This window comes from Alphaproteobacteria bacterium (assembly GCA_016870095.1).
GTDB lineage: Bacteria > Pseudomonadota > Alphaproteobacteria > Paracaedibacterales > VGCI01 > VGCI01.
In genome coordinates this window covers 90,297-108,130 of sequence record VGCI01000001.1, presented here as the reverse complement: position 1 = coordinate 108,130, position 17,834 = coordinate 90,297, and the positions used below count along the sequence as shown (strand labels likewise).

The following is a 17,834-nucleotide window of genomic DNA, read 5'->3' as shown; positions in this document are numbered from 1 at the left end:
TAAAATATGACATTATATAAACGTAATTTTAAGCCGCGATTAATGTTGCAGGATATTCAGGCATTAAAGGGACGCAGTCGACTGATTGGTCGGCTCAAATATAGCCTGCCTAGCACTGCTTTTGTTGGCTTAGTGCTTTTAATTTGTTGGCCACAAGCACAAAAATGGTTTCATTCACAAAAACCAGCTCTTGTTGAATCTGCGACCCTCTCCCAAACCAATAACTCAGCAACACACCCTGAATACAAAAATTCAGATAAAAAAAATCAACCCTACACAATAACCGCAGATCATGGCCACGAATCTTCTCCCGAAGAAATCGACCTTACCAATCCTAAACTGGTTATGAACTTAAAATCTGGAGAACTCCTGACTTTAACCTCAAATTCCGGCATACTTAATAAAGTAACCAATAAGATGCATCTGCAAGGGCAGGTAAAATTAATTCATTCACAAGGTTATGCCTTGGAAACAAGTCAAGCATGGATTGATTGTCAGCACGGAAATGCTCATGGGAATCACCCTGTATGGGGCGATGGACCCGCAGGAGCTATAAAAGCCAAAGGATTTCATATTGTCGAAAAGGGTGCAAAAATTAGCTTTATTGGCGACACTGAATTGCATTTAATAGCTTGTGGGAAAAATGAGCAATGAAAATTGGCATTACACAAATTATGGGAAGTCTCCTTTTCATATCTTCGCTTGTCAATGCCTCGGCGACTTCAGGTCCGACTCAGTCCAAACAACCCAATATAAAAATATATGCCCAACAAATGGATTACGATCAATCAAAAAGCATATGTATTGCAACTGGTAATGCAATTGCCGAAAAGCTCAATGACTCAAAAGTCAAAATTTTGAAAGCAGATAAAATTACCGCACATTTTACCAAAAAAGATGCCTCTGGTTCTTTAAAAGTTTCCCTTCTCGAAGCGGAAGGAAAGGTTATTATCTTGAGTGGACCCGATCTCATTATCCAAGGCGAAAATGCCAAATATACGCCTGAGAGTGAGATTGCTGAAATCTTTCAGAATGTAAAAATAACAAATGGAGAGAATCAACTGGATGGAAGTTACGGCAAATTTAATATGAAAACAGGCCATTATTCTCTCAAAGAAGAAGGAAAACGTGTCCAAGCATTGATTCTTACAAAATCTTCTGATCAAGAAAACAAAGTTTATGTGAAAAAATAAGGTTTACGAAAGCTATATCTATGCCAACCAAACAAATTCTGCCTATCGGCTTAGTCGCAGAGAACTTAGGAAAAACTTATGGTAAAAGACCTATTTTAATGGGGGCTAGTTTTCATATCCAACGGGGAGAAGCTATTGGCTTGCTGGGTCCGAATGGAGCCGGCAAAACGACTTGCTTTTCAATCGTTACAGGACTTATTTCTCCAGATATGGGAAAAATTTGGCTAGATGGACACGATATTACTCATTTACCTATGTACCGTCGCTCTAGACTTGGGATCGGTTACTTACCTCAAGAAGCTTCTATTTTCCGCGGAATGACCGTTGAGCAGAATATTCGTGCTGTTCTAGAACTTACAGATCCTTCCCAAGAACATCGAGAGCTTGCCATTGATGCTTTGCTGGACGAATTTTCCATAAGCCACTTGAGACAATCTCCTGCAGCTTCTTTATCCGGCGGGGAACGCCGCCGGGTGGAAATTGCGCGAGCCCTCGCCACTTCTCCTCATTTTTTGTTATTAGATGAGCCATTAGCGGGAATCGACCCTCTTGCCATGAATGAAATTCGGGAATTAATTTTTCACTTAAAAGTTCGGGGAATTGGTGTCTTAATTACGGATCACAACGTTCGAGAAACTCTTGATATTGTTGATCGAGCCTATATTTTACATAATGGTCAAGTTTTGATGGAAGGGACACCTGAAGAAATAATTTCTCATCAAGATGTTCGACGCGTTTACCTAGGAGAAAGATTTAGTCTTTAAGATGATAGATAGAGTGTTGTCAGTATCGAAGACGTTTGCTACTGTCATTGAATATCAATGTAAAGGGAATAACTCATGAAAATATCGACTTCTGGAAAGCATATTGAAGTTGGCGAAAGCCTAAAGTCTCATATTGAAACAGCTCTTAAAGGTATTGTCACGCGACAATTGGGGGATGTTTTGGAAGCTCAAGTTGTTGTTTCTAAAGATAATTATCAATTTTCAACAGATATTTCTGTTCATGTGAGTCGCCACTTTACGGTGCGAGCCCATGCTCAAGATACAGATCCTTACAGAAGTTGTGACCTGGCGCTTGAAAAAATGGAAGCGAGAATTCACCGTTACAAAACACGTTTAAGAGATCAAAAACGGACTCGAGAAGAGGAAATCCTTCTTCCCGCTCAACAATATGTCATTAATACAGAAGAAGAAGATAAAGGCGAAGATACACCCCTCATCATTGCAGAAATGAGCCATGACATCCAAACGTTAAGTGTTGGAGAAGCCGTCATGCGTATGGATCTTAGCGAATCTCCCGTTATGATGTTCAAAAACAAGAAATCGGGGGATTTTAATGTCGTTTATCGCAGAACGGACGGACATATCGGATGGATTGATCCCTCTATTACTCAGAAATAGCTTCCGTATCGAAGGGTCGTATTCATGCTCGGTCGAGGAGCCTCGAATAAGGCAAAAGTCTTTTGAAATTGACGTCAAAATTTCTGACGGACTAGCTTTTTGACCCTTCCCAGAAATCACGCATCTTGGTAAAAAAACCTGCTGATTGTGGGCTCGTGGATTCTTGCTTGCTATCGGATTCAAATTCTTTTAAAAGCTCTTGTTGCCGTTTTGTTAAATTCATAGGTGTTTCAACATTAACTTCTACATACATATCTCCCCGTGAACCACTTCTGCGGAAAACATTCATTCCTTTGCCACGGAGACGAAATTGATGACCGGCTTGAGTTCCTGCGGGAATTTTAAGTTTTGTACGCGTACCATCAATGGTTGGGACTTCAATTTCTCCCCCTAAGGCCGCTACTGTCATAATGATAGGCACTCGACAATGAATATCAGCCCCATTCCTTTGAAAGAAGCGATGAGGGCGGATGCTGACAAAAACATAAAGGTCGCCCGGCTCACCGCCTCTCATACCAGCTTCACCAGCAGCTGAAACACGTATTCGTGTACCATCTTCAACGCCGGCTGGAATTTTCACATCAAGGGTTTTCTCTCGTCGCGACCGACCCGTTCCTTGACATATTTTGCAAGGTTTCTCTATGGTTTGGCCGATTCCTTGACAGGTATGGCAAGGTCGTTCAATGGTGAAAAAACCTTGCTGTGTTCTAACTTTTCCCCGCCCCTGGCAAGTGCTACATGTTATAGGAGCAACGCCCCCCTCACCGCCGGTTCCATGGCAAGAATCACAAGAAACAGCTGTCATATATTTTACGCGCGGATTCGTTCCGCTGAAGGCTTCTTCTAAGGTAATTTCAGCATTGTAGCGAATATCAGATCCACGCAAATTTACTTCTGATGACCGGCGCCCCCCGCCCATACCCGCAAACATTTCATCAATAATGTCAGAAAAATCAAAACCAAATCCACCAGCCCCAGGATGTCCTCCCCCCCCAGCACCATTTTCAAAAGCCTGATGACCAAACCGATCATAGGCTGCACGCTTTTGATCATCTCTTAAAACGTCATAAGCCTCTGAAATTTCTTTAAATTTCGCTTCAGCTTCTTTGTTATTGGGATTGCGGTCTGGGTGATATTTCATCGCAAGTTTGCGATAGGCCTTTTTCATTTCATCTTCGGTAGATGTGCGGCTCACACCCAATAATTCATAATAATCTTTTTTATCTTTTGCCATTAAACGTCTTCATTCATTCTTCAATAGGGAACAGGAGTCATAAGATAAATAATAGGTTCCTCGGAGGCCACTTACAAATTAATTTTTCCTGTAAAGTCAAAATGTTTTCCAAGGAATCACTGAATCATCAACAACACCTTGGAAAACAAACTTATACTTTATACAGATTTTTTCTTTTCTTTTTCTTCTTCAACATCTTCAAATTCAGCATCGACTACAGTTCCTTCTCCCGTATCTGCCGGGGCAGATTCACCCTCAACGTTAGCCTCTTTGGACTGCATGTCCTTATACATAGCCTCACCCAATTTCATTGATGTCGTCGCTAAACTTTGAGTTTTTGCTTGAATTTCCGCCACATCTTCACCTTCTAAAGTTGATTTCAAAGCGGCCAAATCTGCTTCTATTGCTGTCTTTTCTTCAGCAGTAACTTTATCTCCATGTTCAGACAAAGATTTTTCTGTAGAGTGTATCAGCGCTTCCCCCTGGTTTTTGGCTTCAACAAGTTCACGACGTCGCTTGTCGCTATCTGCGTTGGCTTCTGCTTCTTTAACCATCTTTTCAATATCAGCTTCGGATAGCCCACCTGAGGCCTGGATTCGAATTTGTTGCTCTTTTCCTGTTGCCTTATCTTTAGCGTGAACTTGGACAATTCCGTTAGCATCAATATCAAATGTCACTTCAATTTGAGGTACACCTCGCGGCGCAGAAGGTAAACCAACCAAATCAAATTGTCCTAACATCTTATTATCCGCAGCCATTTCTCGTTCTCCTTGGAAAACGCGGATTGTGACAGCCGTTTGGTTATCATCAGCTGTGGAAAAAGTTTGGCTTTTACGGGTAGGGATGGTTGTGTTGCGCTCAATCAAACGTGTAAAGACCCCCCCTAACGTTTCAATACCTAGAGAAAGAGGTGTAACATCAAGTAACAAGACATCTTTAACATCCCCTTGCAATACAGCACCTTGAATAGCTGCACCAATAGCAACAACTTCATCAGGATTCACGCCACGATGAGGTTCCCGACCAAAAATGGATTTAACGATTTCCATGACTTTGGGCATACGAGTCATACCACCAACCAAAATTACTTCTTCAATTTTATCAGCTGTTAAGCCTGCATCCTTTAAGGCTGCCTTGCAAGGTGCAACTGTCCGTTCAATCAAATCCGCAACTAATGATTCTAATTTTGCTCGTGTTAACTTCACATTTAAATGCTTTGGCCCTGCCGTGTCAGCCGAAATAAAGGGAAGATTTATTTCCGTTTGCATCGAAGAAGAAAGCTCAATTTTTGCCTTTTCTGCCGCTTCCTTTAATCTTTGAAGAGCAAGCTTATCTTGTCGTAGATCAATGCCTTGTTCTTTCTTAAACTCATCCGCAATAAAATCCATGATACGCGCATCGAAATCTTCACCACCTAAGAAAGTATCACCATTGGTTGCTTTTACTTCAAAAACACCGTCTCCAATTTCAAGAATGGAAACGTCAAAAGTACCGCCTCCTAAGTCATAAACAGCAACGATACCACTGCCCTTTTTCTCAAGGCCATAGGCTAAGGCTGCAGCTGTTGGTTCGTTAATAATACGTAAAACTTCCAACCCCGCAATGCGGCCAGCATCTTTCGTTGCTTGACGTTGGGAGTCGTTAAAATAAGCAGGTACAGTTATAACAGCTTGCGTAACTGTTTCTCCCAAATGGGCCTCAGCGGTTTCTTTCATTTTTTGAAGAATGAGGGCACTAATTTGACTGGGGCTGAATTTTTCGCCCCTACCTTCCACCCATGCATCTCCATTTTCACCCTTAATAATTTTATAAGGAACAAGATCCATATCCTTTTTGGTAATGGGGTCGTCAAAACGACGTCCAATAAGACGCTTAATTGCAAAGAGAGTATTTTCAGGGTTGGTTACCGCTTGTCGTTTCGCCGCTTGGCCAACGAGACGATCGCCATTTTCACCAAAAGCAACCATAGATGGGGTTGTGCGCGTACCTTCCGCATTTTCAATGACGCGTGCATTTTTGCCTTCCATAACCGCAACACAGGAGTTCGTTGTACCCAAGTCAATGCCAATTACTTTTGCCATTTTGTATTCTCCTTAAAAATTATTATCCAAAAAATTAGCAGCATTATCGTTAGTCTGCTAATAATATAATCTAAACATCCGAAAAAATCAAGTTTGGTGTCAAAACTTGGCGGGTATATATAATTATCTCTTTCCAAGTCCTTTGGTCAATTGATGACCTTAACAAAAAAATATTATTTTTACTTTGTTTTTGATACCCCAACCATAGCTGGCCGCAAAAGTCTATCATGCATCATATATCCAACTTGCAAAACCTGGACAATGGTTCCTGCACTCACACTGTCATCCTCAACTTCAAACATAGCTTGATGCATATTTGCATCAAATTTTTCTTTTAAAGGATCAATTTTTTTTATACCGTGTCGCTCAAACGTCGATAATAAAGAATTTTCCGTTAATTCTATCCCTTCAACTAGGGGCTTTATTGAGTCAGGTAATGCTTCAAGTGTTGAAATACTTTCCAAAGCGCGCCTTAAATTATCTGCAACAGTCAACATGTCTCGACCAAAGTTAGTACTGGCATATTTTAAAGCCTCTTCGCGATCTTTTTGAGCACGACGACGCAAATTCTCCGTCTCAGCCATAGCCCTCAACCACTGATCTTTTAATGTAGCAAGCTCAGTTTCTAGAGTCAAAGATGGCTTAGTTTCTGCTTGAGGTCCGTCCAGCCCCTCAATTTCAGATCCTTCTTTCTTATCACTATCCATTTTTTCTAGATTCTGCTCCAACTCATTGTCAGAGACATTCACAGTAGTATTATTATCCATTCCTAAGCTCCTTCTTTAAATCACGATACATTATATACTATCTACCTAGGACGAAACGAGATAAATTGCAAGCACTAGAAAATCAAGTTTTTTCAATAGTGCTGAAAAGATATCGGCTTAAAAGTCACACTTATAAAAATAAATTTTATATATAATTTTAGGGACTTGATTGTCATTTTGTCGCACCCTATAGTATACCAATAATTAACTATTAATTAGTAAATGTATGAGATTTATATTGATGAAAGACAATACACCAGAAGAGGAGACTTTATGCCCTTAGAAGTGCTTGAAAACTACCGACCTTCGGATGACGAGCCATTCATGAGCTCTCAACAAATTGAGTATTTCCGCCATCGCTTAATGACTTGGCGTGAACAGTTACTTCAAGAATCAAGTGAAACAATTACACATTTACAAGAAGAACCCCAAGTAGAGGCCGATCTTATAGATTGTGCAGCCAATGAAACCGACCGTACTATTGAATTGCGTGCCCGTGACCGTGAAAGAAAACTCATTAATAAAATTGAAGATGCTTTACGACGTATTGAAGAGGGATCCTATGGATATTGTGACGAAACAGGTGAACCTATAGGAGTAAAGCGTCTTGAAGCTCGCCCCATTGCAACCTTAACCTTAGAAGCCCAAGAACGTCATGAGCGCTTAGAGCGCCTTCAACGGCGTGATTAATTGACTTCTAATAAATTGCAATTGTTACCTCCCTAAAATAGCTTGCCATATTTCAGCCCCTTTTTCTTAAAAGGGGTCAAGCTTTACAGTATGACGAAATAGTTTTGCAATATTTCTTTCCACTGTTTTATTTTGGCCACACCAAAATTTTTGCTCGGTTTTAAAAATTTATAGTATTTATTTTTAGAGGAAATTTTATATTATTTTGAGCTTGGCGGCTTTCTAGCGTGAGAAATGGCCTTAGTTTTTATATAATTGTGTACTCACATCCCGCATAACTTCCCCCTAAATGATGGGGAGAATTTCTTAAAATCTCAAAAATTTCTCCCCTCATTAAAAGTAATTTCTAGCATAAATAGGGGGAAAAATAATAGAATGTAAAATTTTAGAAGATTTAATTTAAAAATGCGTATAAGCTTTAAGAGTAGTAACCATTGATTCATTAAAGGAGAATACAAGTGTATAGTTCTTTTTCAAAATATTTTGCAGAAATGATCGGTACTTTATTGTTAGTGCTTATTGGTGCAGGTAGCGCCGTCCTTGCGGGAAGCGAAATTGGTGTATTAGGAGTTGCCCTGGCATTTGGCTTAACTCTCATGGCTCTCACTTACGCAATTGGTCCTGTGTCTGGTTGTCACGTGAATCCAGCCGTAACAGTTGGATTAGCTTTACGCAAGCGTTTCGATACAAAATTAATTCTCCCATACGTCTTCTTTCAGCTAGTTGGTGGAATTATTGGAGGATATATCCTTTATATTATTGCTTCTGGCCATACAGGTTTCATTGCAGATGCTTTCGCAGCTAATGGTTATGGTGATCACTCACCAAATCATTACAGTATTCTTGCTTGCGGCATAGCTGAAGCAACCTTAACAGCCCTCCTTGTATTTGTAACGCTGGCCACAATAAGTTCTGGCTTTGCAAAAGGCTTTGGCGGTATTGCAATTGGTGTAACCTTTGTCATTATATACTTAATTGCTATCCCGCTTACAAATGGATCAGCTAATTTTGCACGCAGCCTGGGTGTTGCAGCATTCGCAGATAAGTGGGCAATTCAACAATTAGGATTATTTGCTTTAACAAGTATTATTGGGGCCATGTTGGGAGCTTTCACCCACTACCTCATTTATAGTAACGAGAAATAAAAGATAAAAGATCTACAAAAAAGGGGCACTGATGTGCCCCTTAATTTTTGTCTCAAAAAATATCTGCCATTTCCCACCTCACACCACCTTATAGACAACGGGTGAATTTTATGAAGAAGAATCCTGCAATTTTTTATGACGCTCCATTTGCCACTTCGTCCAAGAGATATAACCATACCCCTGAGGGGCATTAACATATTCGTAAAAGAGTTTAATGAATTCAAATCGAAACTGCTCATCCGGATGTTTACGAGATTTCAAATGATTCGAAAGACGACGCACATCAAGTGAACCCAGGTGAACTTGACGATCGATGATAGCATTTAAGGGCAATTTAGGATTGCGAATTATATCGTACATTATCATAAAAGTTGAGGTTCTCCCTCTGCCTGCATGACAATGAATATATAATCTGGTTTGTAAGGGTAAACGGGCAACCACACTCAAAAATTGGTCGACATCCTTATCTTCAGGGCGCATGTGGTCCGTAACCGGTATACGCACATAATGAGCTCCAGCGGCCCTCACAACCTGCTCTTCTGTTTGAAGAATAGTGATTTTATATTCATGATCAGAAATAGCTTGGATATGGCCCGCTTTATCTTTGTGATCAATTCGTTTTAAAGAAATTCTTTGTCCCAACTGTAAAGTCGCAAGGCGCTCTTTTTCCATAGAAAGAACAAGAGAAACAGGGTTGCCTTGGGTCCACCAAGCATTCTTTGCATACCAAGTAAAGGCATCACCATTAATGAATGCGTGAGGCTCTTCCCTTAAATCCACAACAACAATTTGGTTGGGAGATACGCCCAAACTTTGCATGTAATTTAAATAGGTAGAGAATTGAGAAACGGAGAATTGAGCGCTACCAGATAAGTTAAGGTCTGACAAACCCGTCGTCGTAAAAGTTTGAGGGATAGTATCCCAACTTGATCGAAACCGATAAGGAAACTCCTTCTTACCATGGGGATGCAAAACCAGTGTCCAAAGGGGAAGTTTTATTGTAGGAAGGGAAAGTTGATTACCGTGCGTTGTGGTCAATGAAATCATAAAGCCAACAACCACCCCAATGTACCTCACAAATTTATTCCCCTTCAACGGACTGGAATAAACGATTCATATCGTCTCGCTGTCCTTTTGTATATCCAGCATCTTCCTTCGGGGAAGACTGGGGCCTTAAGCGAGAGAGTTCATCCACAGTCTTTTGTCTATCTTGCGTTCCCCTCTGGCCCAATCCTTGGGGATAAGGAGATGGAACTTGACTCCCTCCTTGTTGAAAATCTGGGGCATAGGGTGGCTGGCTTTGTGTCTGTACGAGCGGAGTACCTGATGAGGGGGGCTGGGGATGAATAACAACCATTCCCGATTGAGTGGGAACTTGGGGTTGAGCCATAACTTCATGTTGATGCGTGCCGCCATTAAAAGGTCCTTGAGGTTGGGCATTATGGGTAGTCGAAGGGAGTGCAGTTGGGGGATAGGAAGATGAGTGTGAGTGTTGTCCCGCAGCCATTCCGCTCTCACTGGCTGGTCCACCCGGGGTGGGATTGCCTACAATTAGTTGGCTCATTAAACTATTTTTAATGCCCTCTGCCGGTAAAGCATGTTTCAAATTTTCTTGAGCTTTAGCATTAACATGCTCTTCTACTTTTAAAGCTTGCTCAAGAATCAGATTACGCAGAGATGTTGGAAGAAAGTCTAAAACAATATCTCCCCCGCGTCGAACCATAGGAATAAAACGAGCGGATTGTATTGTTGGCGATTGAGTTTGTCGGGGTGAAAAAGTACTAAAAATAAGCTCAGTAGCACTGATAAATACAACACCCCTTAACATTCCGAACCCAAAACCAAGGGAGTGATCTACACCTCGAAATGAACTTTCGTGAATGTACCCAGCAATAATATTAGCAACGATACTCAAAATAATTAAAGCAATAATAAATATAGAAAAAAGGGCAACACCATCCACCATCATAGGATTTGCAATGTAAGGTTGGACGATTGCTCGACCTAAAGGTAAAAGCAAATAGGATAAGCTAATAGCGCCTCCCCAGCTAAATAAACTTAAGACTTCTTTCGTAAATCCTCGCAATGCTCCAATTAAAGCTGAAACAAAAAAAACTGCGAGAATGGCAATATCTAAACCACTCATTTTCGTTGATAACTCCAAAATGGCATTTTAAAATGCTAAAGATTTTGCCTTATTATGGGGTATTTTTGGCAAAAAGTCCAATAGTTCAATCAAATACTTCATGACATGAATTGTTTCAATTCCCCCCTTACTGGATTTGCCTTTTTGTTGTGTTGGGAGAGCACAATAGGCACGAATGAATCCCAATTTTGCTGCTTCCTTCAATCGGTTCTCTGCCTGAGCAACCGCACGAACTTCCCCAGCAAGCCCAATTTCTCCAAAGAAAACACTTTGTGGCGGGAGGGGGATATTAACCAACGCAGAAACCAATGCAGCAGCAACGGCTAAATCAGCAGCAGGTTCAGATATCTTGAGACCACCCGCTACATTCAGATAGACATCCTTATTGCCAAAAGTCAAACCACACCGCGATTCAAGTACAGCCAAAATCATAGACAAACGACCTGAGTCCCACCCCACTGCGGTCCGACGCGGTGAAGCCAAATAAGTGGGCGCAACCAACGCTTGAATTTCAGACAAAATGGGGCGTGTTCCTTCAATACCGGCAAAGATAGCTGATCCGCTAACCTCTTGATTATGATCATTTAAAAATAGCGCTGAAGGATTAGGCACCTCACTAAGTCCTCGGTCTGTCATTTCAAATACGCCGATTTCATCAGTTGCACCATAACGATTTTTTACAGACCTAAGGATGCGGTAATGATAATTTCGCTCCCCCTCAAAATACAAAACCGTATCGACCATATGTTCCAAAACACGAGGTCCCGCTAATACCCCTTCTTTCGTAACGTGTCCTACCAAAACAACAATTATATTGCGCTTCTTAGCGGCAACAATAAGTTCATGGGCACAGGCGCGAACTTGAGAAACAGTGCCAGGCGCTGATTCTATGGCATCGATAGCCATCGTTTGAATAGAGTCAATGACGACCAATTCAATATTTCCAAGTTCATCCAGAGCTTTCAAAATATCGGTCACATTGGTGGCAGATGCCAAATGGAGTTGTGATCCCCCTTCTACTCCTAGCCGTTGAGCTCTCAGACGAACTTGAGCGACAGCTTCTTCCCCAGAAATATAAGCGCAAGGTACCTGACGAGCCAAAGCGGCAACAACTTGGAGCAATAAGGTAGATTTTCCAATGCCAGGATCTCCCCCCACCAGCAAAACAGAGCCCGGTACCACACCACCACCGCAAACTCGATCAAATTCGGCAATTTGAGTTACTTTTCGAGGTTCTACCGGAGACTCACCAACAATTCCTACAAATTCAACGGAAGAAGGACGGTTCGAGCTGAGCTTCTTTTCTACCTGCTCTTCGACCAGCCGATTCCAGGCGCCACATCCCTCACATTTGCCTCCCCATTTCGAATGCCAAGTTCCACAATCTTGGCAAACAAATCGCACCGTTGTTTTGGCCATTGGCCGCTCCTTTTTCTATTTTTTATTGACTTTTCTCTTCCAAGAATTTGTCTCTCTAACCGACTCTTATATTTACCTTAATAAGGCTTGCAAAAACTTTATATTAATAAAATAAGATGCTGAACTTTCCTTAAAATCTATTTGACGTTGTTTAAGTTTTTCCTCGTAAGTAAATTGTAAATTTTCAATAATATTCATTTTCTCTTGCACCTCTGAAGCGCGTAATTCTTTTATAGTTTCCTCATAAATTGCCCGCCGGGAAGATGGAACTTGATTTTCACTCGCAGTAGAACTCTCAAAAGATGATAGTGTGAGGGTTTCTTTTTTAAAACGGCTAACAACATCCACCCATCGTATGCCACCTTCCTTGTAAAAAGAACCAAATCCTATATAAAGTGTATCTTCCAGATTTTCTTGCTCCTCAGAAGAAATGAGCCCATGGTCTCCCCGCAGAAATCCATAAGGGTGAAGTGTTGCATAGTCTTCTATATTAGGTATATAGCCAAAGTGTCCCGTGATTCCACACTTATAGAGGGAGTCATTTTCTTGGGTTGTCAACCGAATAAAAGGATTTAATACTTTGCTACCACATAGATGTAATCTTCTTGTCTCACCCTTTTTTGCAAATTCGTTCAGCGAAAGTTCGGCCTCGAATTGTTTAGTCAACTCATCAAAAACTATATCGCCTAATAACCTTCGCATACATTCTAGAAAAACAATCCGTTGGGCAATCCGACAATCAAATTGTCCTCCCGATGTCAAAAGAGAGCGTATTGCCTTCGAAGCGGGCACATCTTTTTTCTTTATAAAATCAACTTGAGAGTCGCCAAAAGGGCAGTAAACAATCCAGTGTTCAGATTCTGTACTAAATTGAAGGTTTCGAGATTGTTGCGGATACCCAATTTTAGGATAGTTATTTAAGTGTTGATAGACTTCTGCCCCATTTTTAGCGACCCAATTATTCAAATCCGTTTGATTGCCCCTCTCGATATCAAAGCCATTTGTAACAGAGGGGAGGCCCTCACTTTCTTTTTGTAATCTTTCATCTGCTCCCAAAATGGAACTTGAGCCAAAAATTATTGTTATCAAGCACAACAATAAAATTAAAAAATTTTTCATCATAATTTTCACTTTAATCAATATATTGAGTTAGACAATGTTAAGGGGGCCCTTAAAGGTTGCCTAGAGTTACTGAAGGTAAAGGCAAGCTCAATTGATTTTTAACATTCTCGATTCTTCCTCACAATTGTTTTCTAGATCAGCACTTAATTCCTTGCTGTTTTTACACTTCATAAACTTCTCTTCACTCTTAACCCCTCATGACTTGAACTTTTGCAAGCATTTAGGTATTGGTTAAAAGAGGACTTATGAAAAAATTAATACAGGATAATGCTCATGCACGCAATTAAACTTAAAGACGGAACTTCACGCCAGTACGAAGCAATCGTCACTGGCTCAGAAATTGCGGCATCTATTTCTGCTCGCCTTGCCAAAGAAGCTGTTGCCGTACGCATCAATGGCGTTTTAAAAGATTTAACTTTACCTGTTCCGGCAGACTCCACCGTTGAAATTGTGACCCGTAGTGAAGAAGATGGTCTTGAATTGTTGCGTCATGATGCAGCCCATGTTCTCGCCGAGGCCGTGAAAGAACTTTATCCTGAAACTCAAATTACAATTGGCCCCGCCATTACGAATGGGTTTTATTATGATTTTTTTCGTGAAAAACCCTTCACACCTGACGATTTGATTAAGATTGATGAACGAATGCGCCAAATTGTGGACCGAGATGAAGCGATTACACGAGAAGAATGGGATCGCTCAACAGCTATTCAATTTTTTAAAGATCATGGCGAATCTTTTAAAGCAGAACTCATTGAAAGCATACCTGGCGAAGAACCCTTAAGTTTTTACCGTCAAGGCAATTTTGTTGATTTATGTCGTGGCCCCCATCTTCCCTCCACAGGTAAACTGGGCAAAGCATTTAAACTCATGAAATTAGCCGGTGCTTATTGGCGCGGAGATCACAATAACCCAGTGTTACAACGCGTTTACGGAACAGCTTGGGCTACTGAGCAGCAATTAAAAGATTATCTCCATATGTTAGAAGAGGCTGAAAAGCGCGATCATCGTCGCCTCGGAACTGACCTTGATCTGTTTCATATCCAAGAAGAGGCAGTAGGCAGCGTTTTCTGGCATCCCAAAGGATGGACACTTTATAGAGGTTTAGAATCATATATGCGTAGTCGACTCGAATCGAACAGTTATGTGGAAGTCAAAACGCCTCAACTATTAGATCGCTCCTTATGGGAAGCATCCGGTCACTGGGAAAAATTTCGAGAAGGTATGTTCACTGTTGACTCAGAAGATAAAGTCTTGGCTATCAAACCCATGAGCTGTCCCGGCCACGTCCAAATATTCAAACAAGGTATTAAAAGTTATCGCGATTTACCTTTACGCATGGCTGAATTTGGCTCATGTCATCGCAATGAACCTTCCGGATCATTGCATGGCTTAATGCGCGTAAGAGCTTTCGTCCAGGATGATGCTCATATATTTTGCACACCCGAACAAATTGTGTCAGAAACAAAATCATTCTGCGATTTGTTAAAAAGTATTTATAAAGACCTTGGTTTTACAGACGTTAAAGTCCGCTTTTCTGACCGGCCAGAAAAAAGAGCGGGAAGTGATTCTCTCTGGAATTTAGCGGAACAAGCACTTATAGAAGCCTCTACTGCTGCAGGACTTGAATATACTTTAAACCCAGGTGAAGGGGCGTTCTATGGTCCCAAACTCGAATTCGTGTTACGAGACGCCATAGGACGTGATTGGCAATGCGGAACACTTCAAGTTGACTATGTTCTCCCTGAAAGACTTGACGCCTGGTATGTAGCAGAAGATGGTAAGAAGCATCGCCCCGTCATGCTTCATCGGGCTATATTGGGAACTTTTGAGCGTTTCTTGGGCGTTTTCATTGAACACTGTGGCGGAAAATTCCCCTTCTGGCTGACGCCTGTTCAAGTAACGGTCGCTACCATTACCTCTGACGCAAACGATTACGCCCACCGCCTTTGCCAAACATTGAAGGAAAATGGCATTCGTGCTGAACTGGATTTGCGAAACGAGAAGATTAGCTATAAAATTCGTGAGCTTTCCTTACAAAAAATTCCCGTTATTCTTGTCATTGGAAATCGAGAGGCTGAAAATGAGACCGTAGCAGTTCGTCGATTGGGTGGTGAATCTCAAGAAGTTTTGCCTTTCTCACAAGTCCTTGAAACACTTATAAAAGAAGCAAAAGTGCCCTCCTAGACTTCCGTTATCGAAGATACGTGTTGGGAATTTGACAATTTATTGATTTTTAAGACCTTATCACAATTTAACCCGATCCTCTAGAGGCCCCATAGGCTTACCAGGTTCAAGATCCTTTCCGGTAGGTGTAAAAGGGATTCGACTTCTTTCCCCTGCAACTAAGTGCCCTTCTTGTTGTTGATAAGCTAAAGTGCGCCAATTCCCGTATAACCGGGTTAAATAAGGCTCCGGTAATTTAGGTCCCCATATTTCAATCGCACCAAATCGATATTTGGCTAAAGGCAATAATTCACTTTCAAGTATAAATACAGGCCATCTTTCCTGTGCACCTAAACTATAATAGATATTTTTCCCATCATGCATAGATGTTAGAAAAACATCACAACACACATTGTGCAGGCGATCTTGCTTATTTTCCACAAGGAGAATTTTAAATCCAAAATAGGCTTCATCAATCTCATATCCTAATTTTTTAAATTCAGGAATGAGCTGCTGAAAGCGAAATCCGTCTTCAAACCGAATTCTTATATCCAAATCTCCATCCCAAGGGATAATACCCTGGTGACGAATAGCACCCAATAGCGTTCCCCCATCCGCCCAATACAAAATATGATGCTTGTCAAAGAGCTCATGCACATCTTTCATTAATTGATACAATTTCAATATGCTATCGCCTTTCGTTCGCTCAACCTGATAAATCGCTTTGTAAAGGGAGCTATTCATTAGAGGTTGAGAAATCCAGTCATGGCTATGGCTATTGCGAAAAAAGTTAATAATGTGGTCTTTCATAAAAATATAAGGAATGAATATTAAATTGAGGATTAACGATAAACGAAAGAAGGCCTTTAAAAGCCAGCTTGGAGGTTTTCTCATAATCTTTCTCCCCAATTTATGCATCTACATCTATAAAAAGGATACGCAATATGGGAAGTTTTGACCAGGGGAACGAAAATTCCCCTTTATTATCATTTTTCAGAGTATTAAATCCTTTCCCCTTGCGTTTTAGGGCAAAATTGAGTAACGTTCGCAAATGTTATACGTCCCCTTCGTCTAGAGGCCTAGGACATCGCCCTCTCACGGCGGCAACACGGGTTCGAATCCCGTAGGGGACGCCAACTCTCTTTCCTTTTTAAAAAACAATTCATACGTATTAACTCTTGTGAATTTTGGGCTTTCCACATTTTTTCCTACTTTTTGCATAAAAATTCTGTTATAATAGAGTTGTATGTTGCTTTAGAAGTTCCAAGTCCTGACTTAGACCTCTTTAAGCGGCCTGTTAATAGTACTTAAAGGAGTCTTGTTAGGTGAGTAAAAAATTATATGTTAGCAATTTGGCTTTTGCCATGTCCGATTCAACTTTAGAAGAGTTGTTTGGGTCCGTTGGCCAAGTTGTATCCGCAAAAGTTATCACAGATCGTGATACAGGACGCAGTAAAGGTTTCGGATTCGTTGAAATGTCAACAGATCAAGAAGCTACCGACGCAATTGAAAAATTGAACGGTACTGAAGTTTTGGGACGTGCAATTGGCGTTTCTGAAGCTCGTCCACAACAACCACGTGAAAATCGTGGCTTTGGTGGCGGCGGTGGAAATGGTGGACGCGGTGGTGCTGGTGGACGCAATTCCTCTGGCGGCGGATATAGCCGTTCAAATTTCTAATATTTAGAAGTTCATTTAAGAATTTGAAAAGAGACTGGTTTTCCGGTCTCTTTTTTTATGACTATCTCCGTTTGCAACCTCTAATATGAGAAAACACCGCATATTATGAATTCTCGCAAAATAAAATTCTCAAAAACAATATTGTTTTGAGCTTTTAGGGCCGATTAAAATAAATTACTTATAGATAAGAAGGATTAATGAGATGCAAAAAAACAATGAACGCTTAAACGAGATTAAACTCGTGGGGATAACCACAAGAACAAATAATGCTCATCTCTTTAAGGCGGATCCGGAAACGAATAAGGTTGCCGCTACTGTGCAAAAATATTTTCATCAAGGCTTAGCCCAAAATATTCTTCACCGAAAGAGGCCTGGCACAACTTACTGTGCTTATACAGAATACGAATCTGACCTCAATGGTGATTTCACTTACTTTATTGGAGAGGAAGTGGTTTCATTTGATAATGTGCCGGAAGGATTTAAGACTTTAATCATTCCTTCCCAAGATTATCTAAAATTGACCAACAGCCCAGGGCCGATGCCAGACGTATGTATTAATAGCTGGAAAAATGTTTGGCAAATGAGTCCTCAAGAACTAGGCGGTCAACGGGCCTACCAAACAGATTTTGAGCTTTATGACGAAAGAGCCTCTGACCATCAAAATGTAATCTTGGACCTTTACATTGGTCTTAAGCCTTAAGGGTAATGAAGATAAATTTACTCGTGAAGATTCTCTTGAATAATCAGCACACTTTAGGCCATAAATAGGCAGGTAATCTTTATATTAAGAAT

The 17,834-nt window shown here is 40.9% G+C and carries 17 protein-coding genes and 1 tRNA gene; 10 read left to right on the top strand and 8 right to left on the bottom strand.

Annotated features, from left to right (window positions below; genetic code table 11):
- Positions 1-6: 6 nt before the first annotated feature.
- The 4 genes from lptC to raiA all read left to right on the top strand — a co-directional run bounded on the left by lptC (position 7) and on the right by raiA (position 2,596).
- Complete coding sequence (gene lptC / locus FJX03_00475; protein ID MBM3632173.1) at positions 7-654, top strand: LPS export ABC transporter periplasmic protein LptC; 648 nt, start codon at positions 7-9, stop codon at positions 652-654.
- Positions 651-1,193, top strand: coding sequence for a hypothetical protein (locus FJX03_00470; protein ID MBM3632172.1), 543 nt, complete (start codon positions 651-653; stop codon positions 1,191-1,193). The genes lptC and FJX03_00470 overlap by 4 nt, the downstream gene beginning before the upstream one ends.
- Positions 1,194-1,213: 20 nt before the next feature.
- Positions 1,214-1,957, top strand: a complete 744-nt coding sequence (gene lptB, locus FJX03_00465; protein MBM3632171.1) for an LPS export ABC transporter ATP-binding protein — start codon at positions 1,214-1,216, stop codon at positions 1,955-1,957.
- Between the two features lie 75 nt (positions 1,958-2,032).
- Complete coding sequence (gene raiA / locus FJX03_00460; protein ID MBM3632170.1) at positions 2,033-2,596, top strand: ribosome-associated translation inhibitor RaiA; 564 nt, start codon at positions 2,033-2,035, stop codon at positions 2,594-2,596.
- Between the two features lie 91 nt (positions 2,597-2,687).
- Here raiA and dnaJ read toward each other — a convergent pair whose 3' ends face one another.
- The 3 genes from dnaJ to grpE form a co-directional block, all read right to left on the bottom strand.
- Positions 2,688-3,830 carry a molecular chaperone DnaJ gene (dnaJ, locus tag FJX03_00455; protein MBM3632169.1) on the bottom strand — a complete coding sequence of 381 codons (1,143 nt, stop codon included), beginning with the start codon at positions 3,828-3,830 and terminating at the stop codon, positions 2,688-2,690.
- A gap of 158 nt (positions 3,831-3,988) precedes the next feature.
- Positions 3,989-5,911 (bottom strand): molecular chaperone DnaK, encoded by a 1,923-nt coding sequence (gene dnaK / locus FJX03_00450; protein ID MBM3632168.1) that lies wholly within the window; start codon positions 5,909-5,911, stop codon positions 3,989-3,991.
- A gap of 179 nt (positions 5,912-6,090) precedes the next feature.
- Complete coding sequence (gene grpE, locus FJX03_00445) at positions 6,091-6,678, bottom strand: nucleotide exchange factor GrpE (protein MBM3632167.1); 588 nt, start codon at positions 6,676-6,678, stop codon at positions 6,091-6,093.
- 273 nt (positions 6,679-6,951) lie between these two features.
- On the opposite strand from grpE, the gene dksA reads away from it, so the two are divergent.
- Both dksA and FJX03_00435 read left to right on the top strand, forming a co-directional pair.
- Complete coding sequence (gene dksA / locus FJX03_00440; GenBank protein ID MBM3632166.1) at positions 6,952-7,368, top strand: RNA polymerase-binding protein DksA; 417 nt, start codon at positions 6,952-6,954, stop codon at positions 7,366-7,368.
- A gap of 491 nt (positions 7,369-7,859) precedes the next feature.
- Positions 7,860-8,513: an aquaporin gene (locus tag FJX03_00435; protein ID MBM3632165.1), complete on the top strand. Its 654-nt coding sequence runs from the start codon at positions 7,860-7,862 to the stop codon at positions 8,511-8,513.
- Between the two features lie 108 nt (positions 8,514-8,621).
- Here the strand turns inward: FJX03_00435 and FJX03_00430 are convergent, their stop codons facing one another.
- The 4 genes from FJX03_00430 to FJX03_00415 form a co-directional block, all read right to left on the bottom strand.
- Entirely contained in the window at positions 8,622-9,560 is a 939-nt protein-coding gene (locus tag FJX03_00430; protein MBM3632164.1) for a hypothetical protein, read from the bottom strand.
- Between the two features lie 34 nt (positions 9,561-9,594).
- On the bottom strand, positions 9,595-10,659 hold the full coding sequence (locus tag FJX03_00425; protein ID MBM3632163.1) for a hypothetical protein: 1,065 nt from the start codon (positions 10,657-10,659) through the stop codon (positions 9,595-9,597).
- Positions 10,660-10,686: 27 nt separating this feature from the next.
- On the bottom strand, positions 10,687-12,078 hold the full coding sequence (gene radA / locus FJX03_00420; GenBank protein ID MBM3632162.1) for a DNA repair protein RadA: 1,392 nt from the start codon (positions 12,076-12,078) through the stop codon (positions 10,687-10,689).
- Positions 12,079-12,150: 72 nt separating this feature from the next.
- Positions 12,151-13,200 carry a hypothetical protein gene (locus FJX03_00415; protein ID MBM3632161.1) on the bottom strand — a complete coding sequence of 350 codons (1,050 nt, stop codon included), beginning with the start codon at positions 13,198-13,200 and terminating at the stop codon, positions 12,151-12,153.
- A 273-nt stretch (positions 13,201-13,473) separates the two neighbouring features.
- Between FJX03_00415 and thrS the strand changes: the two genes are divergently transcribed.
- Entirely contained in the window at positions 13,474-15,384 is a 1,911-nt protein-coding gene (gene thrS / locus FJX03_00410; protein ID MBM3632160.1) for a threonine--tRNA ligase, read from the top strand.
- A 60-nt stretch (positions 15,385-15,444) separates the two neighbouring features.
- Here the strand turns inward: thrS and FJX03_00405 are convergent, their stop codons facing one another.
- Complete coding sequence (locus FJX03_00405; GenBank protein ID MBM3632159.1) at positions 15,445-16,281, bottom strand: hypothetical protein; 837 nt, start codon at positions 16,279-16,281, stop codon at positions 15,445-15,447.
- A gap of 142 nt (positions 16,282-16,423) precedes the next feature.
- Between FJX03_00405 and FJX03_00400 the strand changes: the two genes are divergently transcribed.
- The 3 genes from FJX03_00400 (at position 16,424) to FJX03_00390 (ending at position 17,742) form a co-directional block, all read left to right on the top strand.
- Positions 16,424-16,499: transfer RNA gene (locus tag FJX03_00400), tRNA-Glu, on the top strand.
- A 189-nt stretch (positions 16,500-16,688) separates the two neighbouring features.
- The gene (locus FJX03_00395; GenBank protein ID MBM3632158.1) at positions 16,689-17,042 is read left to right on the top strand and encodes an RNA-binding protein; all 354 of its coding nucleotides are present in this window, start codon (positions 16,689-16,691) and stop codon (positions 17,040-17,042) included.
- A 202-nt stretch (positions 17,043-17,244) separates the two neighbouring features.
- Positions 17,245-17,742, top strand: coding sequence for an AraC family transcriptional regulator (locus FJX03_00390; GenBank protein ID MBM3632157.1), 498 nt, complete (start codon positions 17,245-17,247; stop codon positions 17,740-17,742).
- Positions 17,743-17,834 lie beyond the last annotated feature (92 nt).